The sequence below is a fragment of the Alteromonas sp. LOR genome, from assembly GCF_000753865.1.
Lineage (GTDB): Bacteria > Pseudomonadota > Gammaproteobacteria > Enterobacterales > Alteromonadaceae > Alteromonas.
This window is the reverse complement of record NZ_JQFW01000004.1, coordinates 1-20,363: the sequence shown is the minus strand read 5'-3', so window position 1 is coordinate 20,363 and position 20,363 is coordinate 1. Positions and strand designations below refer to the sequence as shown.

The window sequence follows — 20,363 nt, the reverse complement described above, 5'->3', positions numbered from 1 at the left end:
AGTTATACAGTCGCCGCAGCGGTTATAAAGCCGCTAGCGCTAAACGGAATTTAAACCGCTACTTCGTCTACACCAGCTTCAATATTTAAAAAGCGTGCAAAGGTGAATAAGAAATCACTTAAGCGGTTCAGGTAAGCATGAACCACCTCGGGCACGTCGTAGTGCTTGGCCAAGCTTATTACTGCGCGCTCTGCACGCCTACAAACTGCACGACAAACATGAGCTTGCGCCGCATCTTCACTGCCACCTGGCAATACAAACGACGTGTTCGGCGGCATTTGATTGGTTAACTCATCGATAAGGCTTTCAAGTGATTCAATGTCTGACAGCGTTAACGTTGAGCTGGCCGATATGGCAAAGCCTGCCTGAAAGAGATTGCGCTGAATGGTGTGAAGCTGTGCGCGATGTTGCTTAGGCACAGAGGAGGCCAGCAAACCAATGTGACTATTGAGTTCGTCAATGTCACCGTAACTTTGTACCACTAAATCATCTTTATCTACGCGGATAGCTTTGTCGGCGTATATTTGCGTGCTGCCTTTGTCGCCAGTACGAGTATAAATTTTCATTTAACAGCAATCCTATTTTTGGGTGTCGTTTTGTTTGTCGTTTTGTGTATCGGCCTGTAAAGGGCGCTCATAGCGACGAATTTGTACAATAAATCCATACAGCGGATGGTCAAAATAGTGCAGTTGCTTACTGATCACGCGGCGTTGCTCGGCAAGAGGTATGGATACTAGCTGATATTCTACTGTTTGCGCGCTGGTCTCTGATAAGCTATTTTCCAATACGCTGTTTTCACCTTCATCATTCACAAATGCGCCACTGTTTGATGAAGCAAGCTCTGTGCTGAGGTCGCTAGCAGTGAAATACTGTGTAGGTACCTGATGTCGATAAAACATCTCACTGTCGATATGTAGGTAGGGCACTCGGTTAATGTATTTGAGAAATACCTTCATTCGGCCATCAATTTCCCAAATAGGCTCGCGGAAAGCACCACTATCGTTTGTGGTCTCGTCGCTTAAATCGCCCTCTGTTTCTAAGCGCTGGAGGGTTTTAAACGAGACAGGCTCTGGTTGTGACAAACGCTGCTCTAGCGACGTGAAAAAAGCGTCGCTAACGATGGCCGTCTGTTCATCCTCATTGATAACACCTATTGTTGCTTCTTTCGATGCTTGCATCGTGTCTGTGGTGTCGGTAACTGCAGGGCGTTTATCTTGAATTTGTTCGCCATCTTTATTAAAGCGACTTGCGTAATTAGTGCCACCAAAGAGACGCACGTTAAACGCCTTACTTTTGCCAAACTTAACCGGCTGTCGCCACGCTACATGTAGCAGGCGCTCTAACTGGCGATTAGAGCGTATTTGACGAGAGATAGAGGTTAGTTCTTGCAGATCGCTAGATAGCAAGTGAGTTTTTGTTGCTAATGGCCAGTCATTGCCTTCTATAACAACGGGAAGCTGTGCTGGCGCAGGCATACTGTTATCAACGCTATGTCGCACCCACTTAATACCATTGGGTTGTTGGTTAACGCTAAGCCAAGGCTTCTCGGTTTCACAGTAGGTAAATTGAGGTGTTGTGACTGTTGGCGTTGAGTGAGTACCAAAAAAATCAGTCCAATTTGCGTCTACCCAATACGATGTAATGGTTTCTAGAGAAGGTGCTAGGGCATCGCCAGTAGGCTCACTACGCTCACTCTTTGTTTCAAAGTCATTCTCTTTAAAGTCAGTCCCTTCAACGTCGCTGCCGTTATAAGTCGTCTCTTCAAGAACAGTGCCTTCAAAATCGCGGCTTTTATCATCTTCATCAAAAGCATTGCCAGTAGATTCTGACGACCCTTTGCTTTCGACATAAGCTGAGTTATCAAGCTGGCTTGTCTGATTAAGCGCGAGTTCGTTAAGCGCGTTAGGCGTATTTAATGCTAAAAAGTCAGTATCAAAAGCGGGTACAAGCAAACTCAGGTCGTTGGGCCAGGCAGGTAAGGGCTTCTTTTTCGGCAAGCGGTTGACATCGCAAGTGGCCAAGTTTTGCTTGATGAATCGAATGTCAGGCATTATTACCGCACTGATCACATCCGCTTCACTCTGGGGGACCGCGAAAGACTCAGCCAAATTAAACTGCTCTTCTAGCTCAGTCAGTGCCTTGTTGCGTTTAAATGCGATAACCTCTACATCAAACCACCAGTCGTCGTTGGCATTTGCTTTGGCCAACAACGATGAAGCTATAAAAGCGGCCAACACAGCAGTTAATGTGCACCTGCGAAATAACGTCATGTTATCGCGACTCCTTTGCAAAATCGGCAATGATATCGCTAATAAACGCAATGCGCTCTTTAGCTGTTTCGGTTTTCTTCACCAAGCGAAGCTTTTGGCTACCTTCAAACTTAAAGGTGTTTGGCTTGGTTTGAACCTGCTTAATAATGTAGGCAGGGTTAACCGTGGTGGTCTCTTTAAACTCCATGGTACCGCCTGTAGCAGACAAGTCCACTTTAAGTATGCCTATAGCGGCGGCTCTTATCTTTATTTCAGCCACATCCACGAGGTTTTTAGCAGGCTCTGGCAAAAGACCAAAGCGGTCGATACATTCCACTTGGAACTCGTCAATATCATCCTGGGTCATGCAGCTGGCAAGACGCTTATAAAGCGACAGTCGAGTATTTACATCGGCAATGTAATCTTCTGGCAGTAGCGCTGGAATTCGCAATTCTACTTCGGTGTGCCCAGACAACGCATCGTCAAGCGACGGCTCTCTGCCATCTTTTAACGCATTTACTGCTTTATCCAGCATATCCATGTAAAGACTGAAACCAATGCTCGCTATTTGCCCAGACTGATCGTCGCCAAGCAACTCACCTGCACCGCGAATTTCCAAATCGTGAGTCGCGAGTGCAAAACCCGCACCCAAATCTTCTAACTGCGCAATGGCGTCTAGGCGCTTGCCGGCGTCTTTGGTCATACGCTTAGGATGCGGCGTTAACAAGTATGCGTAAGCCTGGTGGTGAGAGCGACCCACTCGGCCCCGTAACTGATGCAGCTGCGCTAAGCCTAAGTGATCGGCTCTATCCATAATAATGGTGTTAGCACTTGGCACATCTATACCGGTTTCGATAATGGTAGTACACACCAGTACATTATAACGCTGGTGATAGAAGTCGCTCATTACGCCTTCCAAGTCCCGTTCGCGCATTTGCCCATGACCTACGGCAATACGGGCTTCAGGCACAATTTCAGCTATTTCCTCGGCGGTGCGCGCAATACTGTCTACCTCATTGTGCAGGAAGTAAACCTGACCACCCCGTAAAATTTCACGCATAATGGCTTCGCGAATAGTGGCTTTATTACGCTGTTGCACAAAGGTTTTTATGGAAAGACGTCGGGCTGGCGGTGTAGCAATAATAGACAAATCGCGCATGCCAGAAAGTGCCATATTCAGCGTGCGGGGAATAGGGGTGGCGGTAAGGGTGAGTATATCCACATCGGCGCGAAGCGATTTTAGCTTTTCTTTTTGACGAACGCCGAACCGGTGCTCCTCATCGATAATGACTAAGCCCAAGTCTTTGTATTTTATATCGCTTGATAGCAGTTTGTGAGTTCCCACCACAATATCGACCTTGCCTTCGCCAATGCGCTGGGTGACGTCTTTTTGTGCTTTACCGCTTACAAAGCGGCTCATGACTTCTATTTCAAAGGCCCAGTCGGCAAAACGGTCTTTAAAGTTTTCATAGTGCTGTTGAGCAAGTAGGGTAGTAGGCACCAAAATAGCCACTTGCTTACCGTGGTTGGCCGCCAAGAAGGCTGCTCGCATAGCCACTTCTGTTTTACCAAAGCCCACGTCACCACACACTAAACGGTCCATGGCTAATGGGTTGCCCATATCATACATTACAGCGGCAATGGCCTGTGCTTGATCTGGTGTTTCTTCAAAGGGGAAGCTATCAGAGAATTTTTGGTAGTCATCCCAGTTTATGTTGTAAGCAAAGCCCGGTTTAGCGGCGCGGCGGGCATACACATCGAGAAGCTCGGCGGCTACATCGCGCACTTTTTCAGCGGCTTTTTGCTTGGCTCGCGACCATGCATCAGAGCCCAGGTAGTTAACCGGGGCGCTATCCGCATCGCCGCCAGTGTAGCGAGAAATTAAATGCAGCGAGGCAACGGGTACGTACAGCTTCGACTGTTTAGCATACTCAATACATAAATATTCGGTAGTGACGCCACCGGCATCGAGGGTTTGCATGCCAAGGTAACGGCCAACACCGTGGTCGAGGTGCACCACCGGTTGCCCAACAGACAGCTCAGCTAGGTTGCGTATAATGGCGCTTTCGTCGGTTGCAGTGCGCTTATCGCGCAGACGGCGCTGACTTACCTTGTGCCCGAGAAGCTCGGTTTCAGTAATAAAAAGCAGCTCGCCTTCTTTGCTTTTCCAACGAAAGCTATGTTCTACCAAGCCTACGGTAATGCCAATGGCATCGTGATTTGACAGAAATTCGTTAAATGAGTTAGCTGGCTTAGGCTTAATGCCTGCTTTTGCCAGTACGGTCATTAAGCCTTCACGTCGGCCTTGAGTTTCTGCGCAAAACAGTACTTTTGCGCCTTGCTTGGTTGCCTCATTAACGGTGGCAATTAAGCGTTCGGCAGGCACTTTTTTCTGCGAGTTAATGGCAATGTCGTCTAGTTTTTCGCACAGCATATTAGTGCTGCCCGCTTTATCTTCTAGTACTTCACTGCGCATAGAGGCGCGAGGCCACTGCTTTATTTGGCCAAACAATTCATTAATAGGCAGAAATAAATCATCGGGTGCTAGCAATGGGCGAGCTAGGTTATACCGGTATTGTTCGTAACGCTCTTTTACATCGGCCCAGAAAAACTCACTGGCATCTTGCACATCGCCATGAAGCAGTAGCATGCTTTTAGGGTGAAGGTAATCGAATAGCGTGGCCGTTTTTTCGAAAAACAGCGGTAAGTAATATTCTACGCCGCTAGGCATGGTGCCTTTACTCACTTGAGAGAAAATACTCTCTGAGGCGTTGTTGGCATCAAACTTTTCAAGAAACTGCTGTCGAAACAGCGTGATCGCGTCTTTGTCCGTTGGAAATTCACGAGCAGGGAGCAGGCGAATCTTATCAACGGCATCGCCCGAGCGCTGGGTTTCAGTGTCGAAATAGCGAATAGAGTCTATTTCGTCATCGAATAAATCTATTCTAAACGGCTGTTCACTACCCATTGGGAATAGGTCTATGATGCTGCCGCGCACCGAAAATTCGCTGTGACTCATTACCTGGCTAACGTGTAAGTAGCCGGCCTGCTCTAAATTGCGTCTGAACTGATCTCTGTCTAGGGTTTCGCCTTTATTTAGCATTAATAGATATTTGGCGAGATAATCTGTAGGCGCCAGACGCTGCATCAAGGTGTTAACGGGAACAATAAAAATACCGTCAACTTGCTGGGTAAATCTAAATAGGGTTTCTAATCGCTGAGAAACAATGTCTTGATGAGGAGAAAATGAGTCGTAGGGCAGGGTTTCCCAATCAGGAAATAACGTAATAGGGACATCTTTGGCCGAGGGCTTGTTTGCCATAAAGAACGCGAGTTCTTTTTCTAACTTCATCGCCGATGGCGTATCGGCAGTAATCAGCACTATTGGGCCGTTGTACTGTTCCTGAGCTTGGCTAATACAAAGCGCAGTACTGCTACCCTGTAATTGCCCCCATTGCTTATGATCCTGAGACGATGCGTCTTTCTTCTGCGCCGGAAGAGGCAGCGATAATAAGGTGGCTGTCATGACGTCCTATAACTGTTTAATACAATTTATACCAATGTAAGATGGCAATGAGTACTGCTTATGGTGCCAATTAGGATCCAGATTTTTTCTCTTTCGCGCGTTTTCTAAGCTGCTGGGTTTGAACATGCAGGCTAGCTCGCACCAGTAATTCTTGATCTTGCTCTCTAATGGCACTGAAAATAAAGGCTATATGGTAGCTATCTTCCACGCTCTCGCAAGTAATAACTTCACCGTAGCAGAATATGGCTGCCGCTTCGGCGTCTAGAAAAAGTTTTAGTTCAGCGGTGGTGCCAATGTCTAACGGCGATGCTGACTCAATAATAACGCCTCCGCCTCCATATTTTACTGAGCGATAGCGCTGCGCTTCTTCGTCTTGCTGATGCAGCACAAAAGACATCATAAGATCTATTTTTCTAGATTGATGGTTAAGAAAGTCGGCTAACGATTCGGCGTGATCGCCTAAATTGCGTAGTGGCCTAATTGCCTGCGCCTCGATGGTTGCCATTTCACTAGCAATACGAAATGCATAGGGCATTGCTTCTTCAATACCTTCTTCATCTGGAACGGCTTCATTGTCCTCTAGCGGCCTAACATTGACGTTAATGCCAGAGGCAATTGAAAAGTATTCGTCGAATTGGGCTTTCTTTTCATCTAGGCTAAGTTTACTCACGACATTCCCCTGCCACTAATTCTTGTGCAGCCAGTAGCTTACACGTAGTATACCCACTTTACTATTTTGGGTGTATCTCGTCATCTCACCTTTTGACTAATTAAAGCCTGGTCCTCGCTAATGGGAGACCACGCTAAAGAGGTGGCCACGCCAATGGGGTGCGAGACGTTAATTTCTTTTTTTAAAGCAAGGCGCCATGTCCTATCCTCTCTCAGCATCAATAGCCTATCGATATGCCAAATCTAGCAAGGCCAACCAAACCAGCTTTGTGTCTTTTATCAATCGCTTTTCAGTTGCAGGTATTGCCTTAGGGCTTACGGCGCTCATCATTGTTGTGTCGGTAATGAATGGCTTAGAAGGGCAGCTTAAACAGCGTATTTTAGGCATTGTTCCCCATATTGAAATAACCTCAGAAGCCGCAAACGGTATAAAGAGCGCGCTCGCAACATCGCCCATTAATGATGTGATTGCGGTTATGCCGTACCGAGAAACGGAAGCGGTGGTGCAGTCTAAGCGAGATTTAAGAGGTGTGCAGGTTCACGGAATTCATCCTGACCAAATGAAGCAACACACCATGGTAGCGAACAACATGGAGCAGGGACGTTTTACCGATTTAGAAGCGGGAAGCTTTAGAGTCATCATAGGTCGGGCATTAGCGCAAAAGTTAGATGTGCGCGTAGGCAATCGACTTCGCATCATGGTAGCCGGTGCTAGCGTTTATACTCCATTTGGCAGAATGCCGAGCCAACGCCTGGTAACAGTATCAGGGGTTTTTGATATGGGCTCGCAAATGGACGATAAAGTGATGTACATGAATATCAACGACGTTAATCGCTTGCTTCGCGACACTAAAGGGCAGGGCGAATCGGTACGGCTGTTTTTAAACGACGCATTCGATTATTTAACCACGGTTAATACTCTGCAAAATGAATTGGGTATTGATATTGCCTATATAAAGACATGGCGAGAGCGGCAAGGGCCTTTGTTTGATGCGGTAAAAATGGAAAAGAACATGATGATGTTAATGCTGCTGCTTATTATTGCAGTGGCGGCGTTTAATATTATCTCTGCCCTTGTGATGGTGGTGTCTGAAAAACAGGGCGATATTGCCGTATTGCAAACCCAAGGCATGATGCCTAAAACGGTCATGTGGATTTTTGTCTTAAATGGCCTGTTTAACGGAATTAAAGGCGCGGGAATTGGACTAGTCTTGGGTTGTATTATAACCAGTCAGCTTAATAACGTGTTAGCGCTGGTTAACTCTCCACTTGCTCTGGCGGCCGATGGAAGCGGGCTGCCAATTGACATGGACATCATGCAAATTGTCAGCATAACCGGTATTTCTGTGTTGCTATGCGTATTGGCCAGTATTTACCCTGCCTTCAAGGCCATGAAAACCCAGCCTTCTCAAGTGCTGCAAAATGAATGACTTACTGACCAAGCCTCCAGCAAAGTAAGTGAATAACAAATCGAAAGAAACCGTGTGTGGTTAAGTAAGTCACACAGGAATAAACCGAGTTTTCCGTGCAAAACACCGTGAAGTTCACTATACTCGCGGTCTTTTAAATTTCGCCGAATGAGACGTTATGAACAAGAATTTTATCACTTCGCAATCCCTATTACAGGACTCCTTTCGTTTAGCTGCAAAGGTATATGACGATGGTTTCCGTCCAGATTTTATTATAGGTATTTGGCGTGGTGGTGCACCGATAGGTATCGCCGTGCAGGAGTTCTTTGAATTCAAAGATACGTCAACCGATCACATTGCCGTGCGCACGTCGTCTTATTACGGCATTAATCAGCAGGCAAAAGAAATTCGTGTGCATGGTTTGCACTACTTAGTAGAAAAAGCCAATGCGGGCGACAAGCTTCTTATTGTTGATGATGTGTTTGATTCAGGTCGCAGCGTTGATGCACTGATTAAACAAATCAACAAGCTGATGCGTTTAAACACACCTACAGACATTCGCATTGCCTGTCCTTGGTACAAGCCGCAAAACAACAAAACAGACATAGTGCCTGACTACCATATTAACGAAAGTGACGAATGGCTTGTGTTCCCGCATGAGATTGCAGGTTTATCGGAAGAAGAAATTCGTGCTGGGAAAGGCGAGTTGTCTGAAGTGATGGATATTCTTTTCAAGAAATAAAGCGTCAACATTCTGCTTTTTAGTAAATACCAAAGCCGTATTGATCATTACATCGATGCGGCTTTTTTGTTTAAGGCGCTTTATTAGTGTTAGCGCTATCAGCATTGCCATTGTCGGTTTTAATATTACCGGTTTCAATATCGCCAGTTTCACTATCACCAGTTTCACTATCACCGTTTGCAACAGGAAGTTGAAGCGTGAAGGTAGTGCCTACATTGACTTCGCTACTTACCTCTATTTTTCCGCCCATAGATTCGATGATTGAAAACGAAATATATAGGCCCAGACCTGTGCCTTTGCCTGTGGGTTTTGTTGTATAAAAGGGGTCGAATAGTTTTTCTAAATCGTCTTTTTCAATACCACTACCTGTGTCTTGCACGGTCACTATCACTATTTCATTATCATCTAGATAGTCGCATTGTGTTGAAACGGTAAGCGTGTCGCCGTTGTCCATAGCCTGCGCTGCGTTAACGAACAAGTTCACTAACACCTGATTTACTTTACCGGTTTTCCCCCGAATTAAGGGGATATCTGCAAGCTCGGTATTGATGGTCACTTTGTGTTTAAGTTCGCTATTAACCAGTCTAAGGCCGTTAGTGATGCAGTCGTTTATATTGACGGTATCGTCGTCTAACACATCTGAGCTGTGTGAAAATGAGCGCAGGCTAGTGATAATTTCAGTAACGCGATTTAACCCTTCTCCAGACTCCTCACAGATATCTGCAATTTCATCCACAATGGGGCCTATTTTGTTGTTGCTTGTCCACTGCTTCGCTTTTTCAGCCACAGCAGCGCGCTCTTCATCAGTTGCGGCCTCCGCAAGCTCTTGCACAATATCTTGCATGCTTGTTAACGACGGTAATATCTCTTTAATAAACATCATGTTGCTATTTACAAACGCGATGGGGTTATTAATTTCGTGGGCGACACCCGCGGCTAACAGGCCAAGAGACGCCATCTTTTCTGATGAGATGAGGCTCTTTTCAACTTGGGCTTTTTCTTCTTTTAATTTAATGGTTTCAAGGGCCATTAGTTTGGCCTGAACGCTCATAGACATTTGTTGAGTAAAGGTGCGGTAGCGGTTTGCCATATCCACATACTCTTGGGTATAGAATCCCAAGGTTTGATGACAAAACACCATAACCGCCTGCTGGTGGTGCACTCTAAATGGGCACAGTAATGCAGAGGTTACTGGAGTATCAAAAAGGTGAAGGTGCTCGCGCCATGTTGGCTGTAGCTTTACATTAAAAAGCGCCACTGGAGAGCTTTTTATGGCCCGAGAAAGTGTTTCGTCCACGTCCCACATGGTATCTAATAACGCAGGGTGTGTGGTATTGGTGCAGCGCATTTTGCCTTTGCTGTCGTTTTCTAATACAAAGCAAACGTCGTAACTGTAAAGGCTGCGAAAAATACCAAACATTTTGGTATACAGCTCTTGTTCGTTTCTTGCAGTAAGCAAAGCCCGTGTGCCAGCGAGCAGCGCATCACTTTCTTTTTTGTGGGCTTCTGCCTGCTCTTTCAGCCGATAAACCAGGGCTAAGTCTTCAAGAACGTTTTCGTAATCCTTACTCATCTAAACGCTGCCATTAAAAACGGTTATTAAAAAACCCAGGCTAAAAAACCTATTATCAAGAAAAGCGTTCATTGAGAAAAAACGACCGCTGATATCATTAAATTACCATGCCGGCTTTTACCGTCTAAAAATCGACCTTGTTCACCGAAGGTGTAAGTGCCGCAAATAGGCAGGCTCTCAAATTTTTCTTGAAGGGATGTCAGCATGGGGTGAATTTCATCGCCAACCGTTAATCGACAGCCTGCACAGTAGACCAACAGCACGCCAACAGGCTTGCTATCATCTGGCAGTAGCATGATGGCATTGTTGATAACCCGCTCTGCTCGCGCCGTTAAACTAGCAATGCTTCCTTCCATCAACACCAGTTCTTCCCCTTCAATAACCTCAGAGAACACGTTAAGGCCGCCATCGTTACATACCTCATCGGGGTGACACAAAAGATAATTGAGTGCGCCATTTTCTAGCTGCACTGGCTTGCCTAATGGGACTGTAGAGGTAAGTCCTAGAATTTGACCTCCAGCCAATTCTTTAGCTATCAACCCATTTGTAGCCTCGTTATACGCCTTTGCAGCAGGCACGCCATCAAGCTCTAGTATGTGCCTGTTTTGCGCACTCGACGCTTTAAAAACGGTTTCAGTTGGTTTGTAACCCGAGCTGTAGCTAAGCCCTAGCGGCGAGGAAGGATACATCACTGCCACTGCTAAGCAATTGGCGCCGCTGTGTGATGACGTACTGATATACCAGTTGCCCTCTACGGTATTGTCTGCGGCCGAGCCGCCAAAAATAGGTACTTGCTCGCCTACAACGCTGGTAAAACCATTGAGTATGGCTTCTTCCTCACCGGGTGGAAGCGCGCACCATATAAGAGAGGGGCTTTCAAACGGACGGCCTGCACTCATAAGCGCATTCTCAAGGGCGCTAGCACCTGCACTAAAGGCGTCAGTTTCTGAGCAATCGGCGCTTCCAACACCAAATGCGCCAGCTTCATCAAAAATTGACAGCACACTTAAACCTGAGTCTGCCTGTGCGCGTGACTCATCGCACAATAAGCTTCCCAAGCACGAGGTGGCCAATAGATAAGGGGCGCCAGATTCGTTGAGTGACGCTACCAGGGAATTGGCATCGTGCTCTGCATTAGTAAACGCAATCACTAATGAGGTTGGTCCATCGTTTTGAAGTGCATCGCACACTTCTTTTGCGGCCGCTACTGTGTCTTTTTCATCTGATGAATAGGTTTTTATGCGCATAAAATTAACTACTTAATGGCTGTTAGACATAGTGTAGATTAAAAATAATTAAAATCTCATTAACAATTAGTTATAGATATTCGGCTGCCAGAGCATGTTTATCTATTCTCAGTTATCGAGGTAAAACTTATCGTGGAAGGTATAAACCCATGTGGGCTGATAAATAACAAGTAAAGTAATTGCCATGCCGTTAAGCAATGCCTCAGGAAAAATAAGCAGTGGAATAAGCACCACGTAGTTTGAGAAAACAATATCCCAGGAGTAGACGCCTTCAATAAAGAAATAACCGCCTAAGGCAAAGGTTTTTAGCGCAATACCCACTGCGGCTGGGAAAAAAGCGCATACAAATATGTAAACAAAGAGCTGCCTTGGAATACGGTGAAACGACAGCATAAAGAAAAAGTACGTAACGGCGATGGGAAGTACGGTGCCGAGCAGGCCATTTACCCCAAAACTCTGCCAGGTTGCGTATCCAATGATGTGAGCGCCAATAAGTGCAATAAAAGATGAAATAACCGCGTAGCGAAAGCCGAGCATGAGCGTGAGTACAGACAGGCCAAGGAAGTGTACGTCTAACCCTTCAAAGATACCTGCCTTTAGCAACCACAGCACAAAAAGTGCAGCAGCAGTACCAAACACCAGATGTTGCTGATGTTTAGTCTTTGCGAAATGAACGAGGTCTATATTTTTAAGCGAGCCTAAAACAAAAAGCCCGTAAACAACCATCGCCAACGTTTGCAATGTACTCACTGTTTCTCCTGCGTGTAATGTTATCTAAGCGCTACGCGTTTGTGCACTTAAGAGCGTTTAACGTTTACCAATGAGTATGAGTCACTAATTTACTCATACGTTGCCCAAATGGGGGCGTGATCAGAGGGCTTTTCAATTCCCCGTAATTCGTAATCTATACCTGCGTCTTTAAGCGCGCTGTGTAACGATGGCGTAGCAAGGATCAAATCTATTCGCAAGCCGCGGTTATCGTTAAACCCTTTAGAGCGGTAGTCGAACCACGAATACTCATCGTCTCTTTGTGGGTTTAGGCTTCGGTAACTGTCCTCAAAACCCCAAGACATAAGTGTATTTAGCCACTCACGCTCTTCTGGTAGGAAGCTACATTTTCCCGTTCTTAACCAGCGCTTTTTGTTTTCTTCGCCAATACCAATGTCTAAATCGGTGTGCGACACGTTAACGTCTCCCATAACAATCACTTTCTCGTCAGGCGTATGGTTGTCGTTAAGGTAGGTCATTAAATCTTGATAATATTTTTTCTTAGCGGGGTATTTGGTTTCGTGCTTTTGATTCTCACCCTGCGGAAAGTATCCGTTCAAAATGGTAACGGGGTCGCCTGCATCGTCGGTGGTTTTGAGAATTATCATGCGGCGTTGGGCATCTTCATCGTCTGTAGGGAAGCCCTTGATGACAGCCGTTGGCGATTTTTTCGCTAAGAAGGCCACACCATAATGGCTTTTTTGGCCGTGAAAAAAGACCTCATACCCCATGTCCTCAACAGCTTTCACAGGAAACTGTTCATCGTGAACCTTTATTTCCTGCAAACCAATAACGTCGGGTTGGTGAGCATCTATTAATGCTTGCAGCTGATGAAGACGGGCACGGATCCCATTTATGTTAAACGATACAACTTTCATATTTTCTTTTCTAACAATTCAATGATGGGCTTAGAATACCAGAAACTTGCGACACGCTTAACGGGCTTGTTGCATATTGGCGCTATTGTTCGGCGCTTGCCGCTATTTATAAATTCTTAAAGAATAATATACCAACAAGCAGAGAGGGTTGATTAAGATAATTTATACGTTGGAGAATAAAAAGAGGGATTCAGGGCTTACTTACCTGTCTGGGCCTTGCCTAGGGAGATTAAAAATGAAAACCACGAGTTTGCATCTTCCACAATATCTCGAATACCCTTGTCATCATCAAGCTTTAATTCAGCCAATATATGTTCAGCGGTTTGCTTAAACGGGACCCACGCTTTAGCGCATCCTGCCATTGCTGAATAATACGCTGTTGGAATATCGTTATTGAGCTTTTCAAGACGTCTGCTAATCATGTTGGCTCCCATGGAAGAGCCTAGCCACACATATATAGCTGCGATAGCCGCTGAGTTTTGCCCGCTAAAGCTGAGTTGGTTCTCAAGCGCATTGACTGTCTGACTATCTAGGTTTTGGCTAGTTAGTGCCTGAGTCTCAACGTTTGTCTGAGTATCAGCGTTTGTCTCAGTATCAAAGCTTTTGGCAAAATTACAATGCAATGCGTTGGTATCGCGATGTAGTGCAGCAGAAACTTCATCAGTGTTTAACATCTCTGCAAGCCTATTAAGACTCGGTGTTTCGTTTAGCGCTTTTGAAACATGAGACGATGTCGTGCTATGAAATACTGACATTACGCTAAGAACATCGCTATACGTTGAAATATTAAACTCGGATAGGTTGTGAAATACCGAAAAAGGGGGCGTTTCTTCTAATGTGGTGTGTTTATCGAGGGTATCTTGTTTTAACGCCGTAAATAGTTTGTGCATGGAGGTAATCTTTTGTCCTGTCTCATCATTTGTATGTGTTCTGGGCAATTTATTTAGACTCGGATAACACTTAAAAGCACGTTAAAGATACCTGACTAGAGACAAACAAAACGATTTGGTAAAACGCCGTAAATGCTGTCATAAATAGACCACGTGTAAATGGTATCACAGACGTTTGAAAAGCGGCATCTCAACATTGGTCTAATTGCCGTTGCACACACAACTGGCACAGGTATACTTGCCGAAAATTTTAAGACGAGAACCGCCGTGTTTCCAAATACTATTAGTGAAAAATTAAGTGATACAGTAATAGACCAAGCAATGAAGTTGTCTGCAGAAGAAAGACAGATGTTGGTTATCAGTTATGTGAGTAAAGCCAAAGAGGTGTGGTTAGTACAAGGCTCTGAAGGTTTCGTGATGCTTGAAGATGATGGTGCAGTGCGTCTTCCTATTTTCCCCCATCGCGACTTGGCGAATGCCTTTGTTACGTCAAATGGCCTTGACGGTATGTGTGTTAGCAGGCCGTTAAACGAATTTGTATCTACATGGCTGCCTGGTCTGGAAACAAATGGCGTTGAACTGGTTATGTTTCCAACGCAAAGCGACGTAGAAAACTTGGTGATGACGGCGTCAGAGCTGAGTGAAGAACTAGGCTCAGAGCTAAATGATCAGCCAAGTGAGGATAAAACTTCAGAGCTCGGTGATGACGAAAGTAAGTAGTTAACTAAACAGTGAAGCGGGTTTAAAGAAATGACACTGGCGAATATGCAATTACTTCCTCTTGCACAGCAGCTATCACAGGCTAAAAGTTGGGATGAGTTTACTCGAACCATAATGCTTGCAGGTAAAAAATTACCGGCAATGCCTGAGCATTTGCAGCGCGATGCTAACTCAGTAGAGGGCTGTGAGAGCCCGGTGTGGTTGGCGTTACTTGATACTGAGAACAGCGAGAGCAGGGAGAGCAGGGAGAGCAGTGAGCGCGCTGGGCTCAACACCAAATTTGTCGCCTATTCACCCAGTAAAGTCATTCGAGGCGTGCTCGCGGTTCTGCTTGAAAAAGCCAATAGTTTAGAACACCAAGAGCGCGCTAATTTTGATTTTGGGGCTTACTTAAATGAGTGCCAGCTGCAGCGTTACATGAGCGAGTCTCGAGGAAACGGAATAAAATCAGTGGTGCACCAATTAAAAGAGCTTTAAATCCCTTAACCCTCTTTTATTCTTTTTAATCTCTTTAATCTAGGCCTTTACGCTATAGCCCGCTATTTATTCTTTTCTTCTATCCACTGCGACATATACTTTGTCGCATTCAAACTCTGGTGCCACAGCAAGCTTTGTAAAAAGAGCGATTCTCGATGGGTTTTTAGCCCGTTGAATAGCAACTGCAGCTGTTCAGGTAGCGTCATGTCGTCAGCCTGTGCTCTGTAAGCCTTAAGCATCTCTTCGCACTGCAAGCTCGCTTTCTGCCACTTTGCTTCGTTTTGATAAAGTGATACTGCATGCTCAACAAAGTTATCGACAGCAGTCTTATCCATAATGGGTGAGCAAATAGCGCCCGGCCACTGGGTAGATATTGGCGTTACTTCTTTTTCGTTCTTGGTGTGTGTATCTAGCAAATCGCCTTTTGAGCTTTTATCTTCCGAGCTTATATCTTCTGAGCTTATACCTTCCGAGCTTATACCTTCGGAGCCTAGCCAAGTAGTCACGCTGGGGGTGTGTGTACGCATGGCATCAAGCAGTTTTCCTTTAATACCTGCGCCAAATCGAATGGGAGCGATGAGGACGCGAGCGCTTGAAATCACTTCCTCTGCATTATCTGCCCAGCCTTTTACAATAAACCCTTGTGCAACGTTGTGTAGTTGAGAGGCTTTCTTCGGCAGATAGGCGCCGTAAATGTGTAGTTGGGCATCAGGAATTCTTTTGCGAATAGCTGGCCAAATATGCTGCTTTAACTGCAGCACAGCGTCCCAATTTGGCGCATGACGAAAGTTACCAATGTGCACAAAGTGTTGACGCTGTGAGTAGTCTAATGTGCTTGTGGATGCGTCCTCAACAAAAAGGGGATGTAATCGAAGTTGAGCACGCGGCACGTTGTAGTGGTTTTCCAGCAATTGCTTTTCATATTGTGAAATAACCAACGTTAAGTCGCTACGCAAAATAGAGGCAATTTCTCGTAGCGCTAGCTCAGTGTTGAGCTGTGCATTAGATGCGTCACCTGAGCTTTTTACCGCATCGTGACGCGCCTGTCGAAGGCTATGTAAGTCTTCCGTATTCAACACTCTCAATGCATGTGGGCATGCGTCTTTTACCCGCCAGGAAAATTGTTCTTCTGTCATGTAGCGGTCAAAGATAACCACGTCTGGGCTTATTTCACGAATACGTTCATCGAAACTGCTGCAGTTAAGGGCAATCGCCTCGCTTGTAACATCAAGTTTTGCCAGATCAGCCTTGTGAATACTGTCGGCAGCAGCGGTAAGAAAGGTTACTTTATTGCCAGCGTCGCAATGTTGTCTTATCAACGAAAGCATGTTCTGCCCCGCAGCAGACGAATTAGGCTCAGGCCATACGTAACCAATCACCACTATGTTAAGCATATTAAAATTTCTTCTTACAACGAATGTGCGCGGACTATACCAAAACAATCAGGTGATGTTGAGAATTACAGGGCTGAACGAGGCGTATAAGCTCGTCACTGCTGCATCAAAGTGGGTTGAACAAAAAGAGTAGGGGAAAACGCTTCTTTTTATAAAAAAGTATTAATCAAAGAGGATTGGAAAGTATTTAAGCTCGTACAGCGCTATAATGAACGCAATACGCTTTGCTAAGTCTGTGAAAGGTATTAACTTATTTAGCAGAGCGCTTTATCTTTTAGTCTATTTTTGTAATTTTAAGCTTTTGATATAAAAAGAAATCATACTTTTTGATGATGCGGCGTCTGTTGACCAGCAAGATAAATACGCCTATACCTACAGTATTGACCGAGAATCGGACCTCTCTAACAACACAAACACCACATTGGTTGCATTGGAGTGAGTGCACACATGAACATAGATGAATTAGTTTCGACCGCCGAAGACTTATTCGTATTGCCAGATTCAGTATTACGCTTGAAAAGCTGTATGGATGATGAAGCGTCAAGCATAGATGACATCAGTGAGATTATCGCTTTCGACCCGTCCTTAGCCACGCAGCTGTTGCGTGTAGCAAACTCTGCGCTGTATCAATTCCCTAACAAGATAGATACGGTAACCAGAGCGGTCCAAGTGGTTGGTACACGCTCAACCTACGACCTCGCATTAGCCTATGGCGTGAGTCAAGCATTCGGCAAAGTCGATGCCCAAATTATTGATTTAGATAAATTTTGGGAGCACAGCGTATCCTGCGGATTGCTAGCGAAATATTTTGCTGAAATTAAAGGGATTAGAGAGCCTGAGCGATTTTTTGTTGCAGGATTACTGCACAATATCGGCGAGCTTGTTGTAGTGTCTACATTGCCAGATGCCGCCAAGCGCTGTTTAAACTTTAGCCAGCAGGTTACACCTGCTGAACTTCAGTACGGCGTGTTAGGCTATACGTACAGCCAAGTGTCTGCTGGCCTTATAAAGAAATGGGGTATACCAGATAGTATTTCAGAGCCAATAGCGAACATTCATAATGTACAAGATGAGCCGCAATCAGACTCAAACCGCATACTTCAACTTTCTTACGTTCTGTCACTGGATAATGTCAATCCTGAAATTTACCCTAGCTATCATAATTTAAAACCAGAGCTGCACGAGCAACTGACATTGAAAAGAGACGACTTGGAGGATGCCTTAGATATCACCAATCTTCAGTGTATTTCAGTAATATCGTTGTTTAACCCCAACGCATTTATGCTTTATTGAGGTTGTGAGAAACAACAGCGGCCAGCATGGCGCTGGCCCTTAAATCTCAGGCGCCAAACCTCAGGTGTTAAAAAAGCTTGGTGCCAAAAGACTAGTCGAACACCGCCACAGTCTGTCTGCTTATTGCAATAACCTCGTTATCTTTGTCCCAAATGGTTGCCTCTGTGTGCCCATACCCATCTGCAGCTTGACGTGTATGTGCCTTATAGGCAAACCAATCACTGGGTGATACTGGTTTATGCGGATGAATAAACTCTAAGTTCCAGCTTACGGTACTTGCTGGGGCAGGGAGCTTCATCATTTGCAGTAGCGTAGGTGGCCAAGCATCGATCATTGTGATGATATGAGCGTCAGTTATTTGCGCTGGTGGCTGCTTAAAGCGCATAAACCCGTGATAAATGCTGGTTTTCTTGCGAGTAAACGGAATACCGCCATCTTCTATCGCTAGATCGAAATAGCGTAAAAACTTCGGCGTTATTTTAGGAATTTGAGGAATAAACTTCGCTTTGTTAGGCGTAGACATCTGATGCGTTTCGGTATTTTCAACCCGTATGCCTGATTCTCGGCCAATGCCAAAACACGCTTGAGAAAACACACAGCTTTTACCATCTTGCATTGCGTGCGCTGTGTATTGAGACACGTTTTTTCCCATTCTCAACAAGGTAACTTCAATTGAAAAGGGCGTGTCGAGCATGAGAGGTCCAACAAAGTTGGTGGTGAATGAGCGTAATACCCTGTCATCGGTAATCTGTTGCTTTACCGCGGTGTACAACATGCCTGCCGAAATACCGCCGAATGCGGTTCTACCTTGTCCCCATGTTTTCGGAATAACAAGGTTTTCTACCTTCCAGGTATTTTCAGAAGTTTGGGTTAGGGAAGGGATATCTAACAGTTCATCTACTGTCATAACTGCCTATCTGGTCTGATGAGTCTTAGGCTAAATATCCTACCCTAAGCCGTATGGAACAAAAAGCCTCAGTTACAAATTTTCGTTATGTTTACAAATAAGTAACAATTAGTTGCCAAATAATTTACCTCATGCCTAGACTGTCCTATCTTCATTTAAAAGGACTGTTATGGCCCACACAAGCGTTGAAGGTTTACCCGCACAAGAAGCGGGTGTATCTCGAAGTTACCGCAACTACGTACTCTTTATTCTCACACTTGTCTATGCATTCAATTTTATTGACCGTCAGATAATAGGTATTCTCTCTCCCTTCATAAAAGCCGACTTGGGTCTTGATGATGCGCAATTAGGATGGCTCAAAGGTATATACTTTGCTTTGCTGTACACCGTGATGGGAATTCCTATCGCTTGGCTTGCCGACCGATATAGCAGGGTCAACATCATTGCCATTTCACTTACCCTATGGAGCGGTTTTACGGCAGCTTCAGGGCTTGCAGGCAATTATGTTCAGTTGGCAATAGCTCGCATTGGGGTAGGTATTGGAGAAGCCGGCGGAAGCCCGCCGTCGCACAGTATTATCTCTGACTTGTTCCCAAAAGAAAAACGAGCAGGTGCGTTGTCTATTTACTCACTGGGGATCCCGTTTGGCATAATGCTCGCGTTTTTTGCCTCGGCGTTTTTCTTACAAGGCGGCTCGGCCGATTGGCGAACGGTTATGTACAGCGTAGGCATACCTGGCGTTTTGCTTGCCTTACTGCTTAAATTTACGGTTAAAGAGCCCACTCGCTCTGTTACCGCTCCTTCGCAAACAGAAAGTGCTAATAAGCCAAGCGTTAAGAAGTCGTTGAAGCAGTTGCTCAAAATTCCTACGTGGTGGGGAATGGCCTTGGGTATTTCCTTTGGCTCTTTCGGTAACTACGCAATTTCGACCTGGATCATTGATTACTATGTGCGTGCCTTTGCTGGATTAGACATTACCCAACTGCTGGTAGTCTTCGGCATCATTAACGGTACTGCTTATGCACTAGGCGTATGGTTAGGCGGCTACATCGCTGATAGATGGGGCAAACACAATAAAAAAGCCTATGCTCTGTTGCCAGCTATTATGCTTATTGTGGGTTTACCCGCGTTTTACATCTCTTTACAAGTACAAGATTTATGGTTATCGGTAGGATTGATGGCGCTTCTTTTGTTCACCAGTGGTTCCTATTTAGGCCCAAGCTTCGCAATGGCGCAGACGCTAGCACCTATCAACGTGCGAGCAATGTCTACCGCCTTGTTCTTCTTCGTGCTTAACATTATTGCTCTTGGTGGCGGACCAACGCTAACCGGTATCATCAGTCAAGCCCTCGTGCCAACACTAGGTGAGACGGAAGCATTAAGACAAGCACTGCTTTATCTCGTTGTACCGTACGCATTGTCAATTGCGGTATTCTTGTGGACAAGCACAAAGATTGTAAAAGACTGGGAAATGGCAGAATCGAGAGGGTTATAGTACTATCTCGCCAACGATCACAATACTGTATGATTAAGGGGCTGTAGGCTAATGCCGATCAGTTAAGAAATATTTTAGCGATCGGTTGACCGATCTTTTATAGATGCAAAAATCCGATGAGCATTC

Annotated in this window: 17 protein-coding genes; 6 read left to right on the top strand and 11 right to left on the bottom strand. The window is 45.3% G+C overall.

What is annotated here, in order from left to right; genetic code table 11:
* Window positions 1-50 precede the first annotated feature (50 nt).
* The 4 genes from JV36_RS0101815 to JV36_RS0101800 form a co-directional block, all read right to left on the bottom strand.
* Window positions 51-566 (bottom strand): cob(I)yrinic acid a,c-diamide adenosyltransferase, encoded by a 516-nt coding sequence (locus JV36_RS0101815; RefSeq protein ID WP_032095102.1) that lies wholly within the window; start codon window positions 564-566, stop codon window positions 51-53.
* A gap of 12 nt (window positions 567-578) precedes the next feature.
* The gene (locus tag JV36_RS0101810; protein ID WP_052010073.1) at window positions 579-2,270 is read right to left on the bottom strand and encodes a CsiV family protein; all 1,692 of its coding nucleotides are present in this window, start codon (window positions 2,268-2,270) and stop codon (window positions 579-581) included.
* Window position 2,271: 1 nt separating this feature from the next.
* Entirely contained in the window at window positions 2,272-5,775 is a 3,504-nt protein-coding gene (gene mfd / locus JV36_RS0101805) for a transcription-repair coupling factor (protein ID WP_032095103.1), read from the bottom strand.
* Window positions 5,776-5,845: 70 nt separating this feature from the next.
* The gene (locus tag JV36_RS0101800) at window positions 5,846-6,445 is read right to left on the bottom strand and encodes a PilZ domain-containing protein (RefSeq protein ID WP_032095104.1); all 600 of its coding nucleotides are present in this window, start codon (window positions 6,443-6,445) and stop codon (window positions 5,846-5,848) included.
* Window positions 6,446-6,641: 196 nt separating this feature from the next.
* On the opposite strand from JV36_RS0101800, the gene JV36_RS0101795 reads away from it, so the two are divergent.
* Both JV36_RS0101795 and JV36_RS0101790 read left to right on the top strand, forming a co-directional pair.
* Window positions 6,642-7,874, top strand: a complete 1,233-nt coding sequence (locus tag JV36_RS0101795; protein WP_032095105.1) for a lipoprotein-releasing ABC transporter permease subunit — start codon at window positions 6,642-6,644, stop codon at window positions 7,872-7,874.
* A gap of 157 nt (window positions 7,875-8,031) precedes the next feature.
* On the top strand, window positions 8,032-8,595 hold the full coding sequence (locus JV36_RS0101790) for a phosphoribosyltransferase (protein WP_032095106.1): 564 nt from the start codon (window positions 8,032-8,034) through the stop codon (window positions 8,593-8,595).
* 70 nt (window positions 8,596-8,665) lie between these two features.
* Here JV36_RS0101790 and JV36_RS0101785 read toward each other — a convergent pair whose 3' ends face one another.
* From JV36_RS0101785 to JV36_RS0101765, 5 genes are all read right to left on the bottom strand, one after another.
* The gene (locus JV36_RS0101785) at window positions 8,666-10,168 is read right to left on the bottom strand and encodes a sensor histidine kinase (protein WP_052010074.1); all 1,503 of its coding nucleotides are present in this window, start codon (window positions 10,166-10,168) and stop codon (window positions 8,666-8,668) included.
* A gap of 68 nt (window positions 10,169-10,236) precedes the next feature.
* A complete protein-coding gene (locus JV36_RS0101780) occupies window positions 10,237-11,415 on the bottom strand; it encodes an FIST signal transduction protein (RefSeq protein WP_032095107.1) in 1,179 nt (392 codons plus the stop codon).
* A 108-nt stretch (window positions 11,416-11,523) separates the two neighbouring features.
* The gene (locus tag JV36_RS0101775; protein WP_032095108.1) at window positions 11,524-12,165 is read right to left on the bottom strand and encodes an energy-coupling factor ABC transporter permease; all 642 of its coding nucleotides are present in this window, start codon (window positions 12,163-12,165) and stop codon (window positions 11,524-11,526) included.
* Window positions 12,166-12,254: 89 nt separating this feature from the next.
* A complete protein-coding gene (xthA, locus tag JV36_RS0101770) occupies window positions 12,255-13,061 on the bottom strand; it encodes an exodeoxyribonuclease III (protein WP_032095109.1) in 807 nt (268 codons plus the stop codon).
* A 197-nt stretch (window positions 13,062-13,258) separates the two neighbouring features.
* Window positions 13,259-13,951 carry a hypothetical protein gene (locus tag JV36_RS0101765; RefSeq protein ID WP_032095110.1) on the bottom strand — a complete coding sequence of 231 codons (693 nt, stop codon included), beginning with the start codon at window positions 13,949-13,951 and terminating at the stop codon, window positions 13,259-13,261.
* A gap of 159 nt (window positions 13,952-14,110) precedes the next feature.
* Here JV36_RS0101765 and JV36_RS0101760 point away from each other — a divergent pair, with 159 nt between their 5' ends.
* On the top strand, window positions 14,111-14,671 hold the full coding sequence (locus JV36_RS0101760; RefSeq protein WP_235207733.1) for a DUF2750 domain-containing protein: 561 nt from the start codon (window positions 14,111-14,113) through the stop codon (window positions 14,669-14,671).
* 30 nt (window positions 14,672-14,701) lie between these two features.
* On the top strand, window positions 14,702-15,148 hold the full coding sequence (locus tag JV36_RS0101755) for a SufE family protein (protein ID WP_200883128.1): 447 nt from the start codon (window positions 14,702-14,704) through the stop codon (window positions 15,146-15,148).
* 62 nt (window positions 15,149-15,210) lie between these two features.
* Here the strand turns inward: JV36_RS0101755 and JV36_RS0101750 are convergent, their stop codons facing one another.
* Window positions 15,211-16,542: a glycosyltransferase family 4 protein gene (locus JV36_RS0101750; RefSeq protein WP_032095111.1), complete on the bottom strand. Its 1,332-nt coding sequence runs from the start codon at window positions 16,540-16,542 to the stop codon at window positions 15,211-15,213.
* A 447-nt stretch (window positions 16,543-16,989) separates the two neighbouring features.
* On the opposite strand from JV36_RS0101750, the gene JV36_RS0101745 reads away from it, so the two are divergent.
* Window positions 16,990-17,835: an HDOD domain-containing protein gene (locus tag JV36_RS0101745; protein WP_032095112.1), complete on the top strand. Its 846-nt coding sequence runs from the start codon at window positions 16,990-16,992 to the stop codon at window positions 17,833-17,835.
* A gap of 91 nt (window positions 17,836-17,926) precedes the next feature.
* Here JV36_RS0101745 and JV36_RS0101740 read toward each other — a convergent pair whose 3' ends face one another.
* The gene (locus tag JV36_RS0101740; RefSeq protein WP_032095113.1) at window positions 17,927-18,742 is read right to left on the bottom strand and encodes an acyl-CoA thioesterase; all 816 of its coding nucleotides are present in this window, start codon (window positions 18,740-18,742) and stop codon (window positions 17,927-17,929) included.
* Between the two features lie 169 nt (window positions 18,743-18,911).
* Between JV36_RS0101740 and JV36_RS0101735 the strand changes: the two genes are divergently transcribed.
* Window positions 18,912-20,237, top strand: a complete 1,326-nt coding sequence (locus tag JV36_RS0101735) for a spinster family MFS transporter (RefSeq protein ID WP_032095114.1) — start codon at window positions 18,912-18,914, stop codon at window positions 20,235-20,237.
* The last annotated feature ends 126 nt before the right edge of the window (window positions 20,238-20,363 follow it).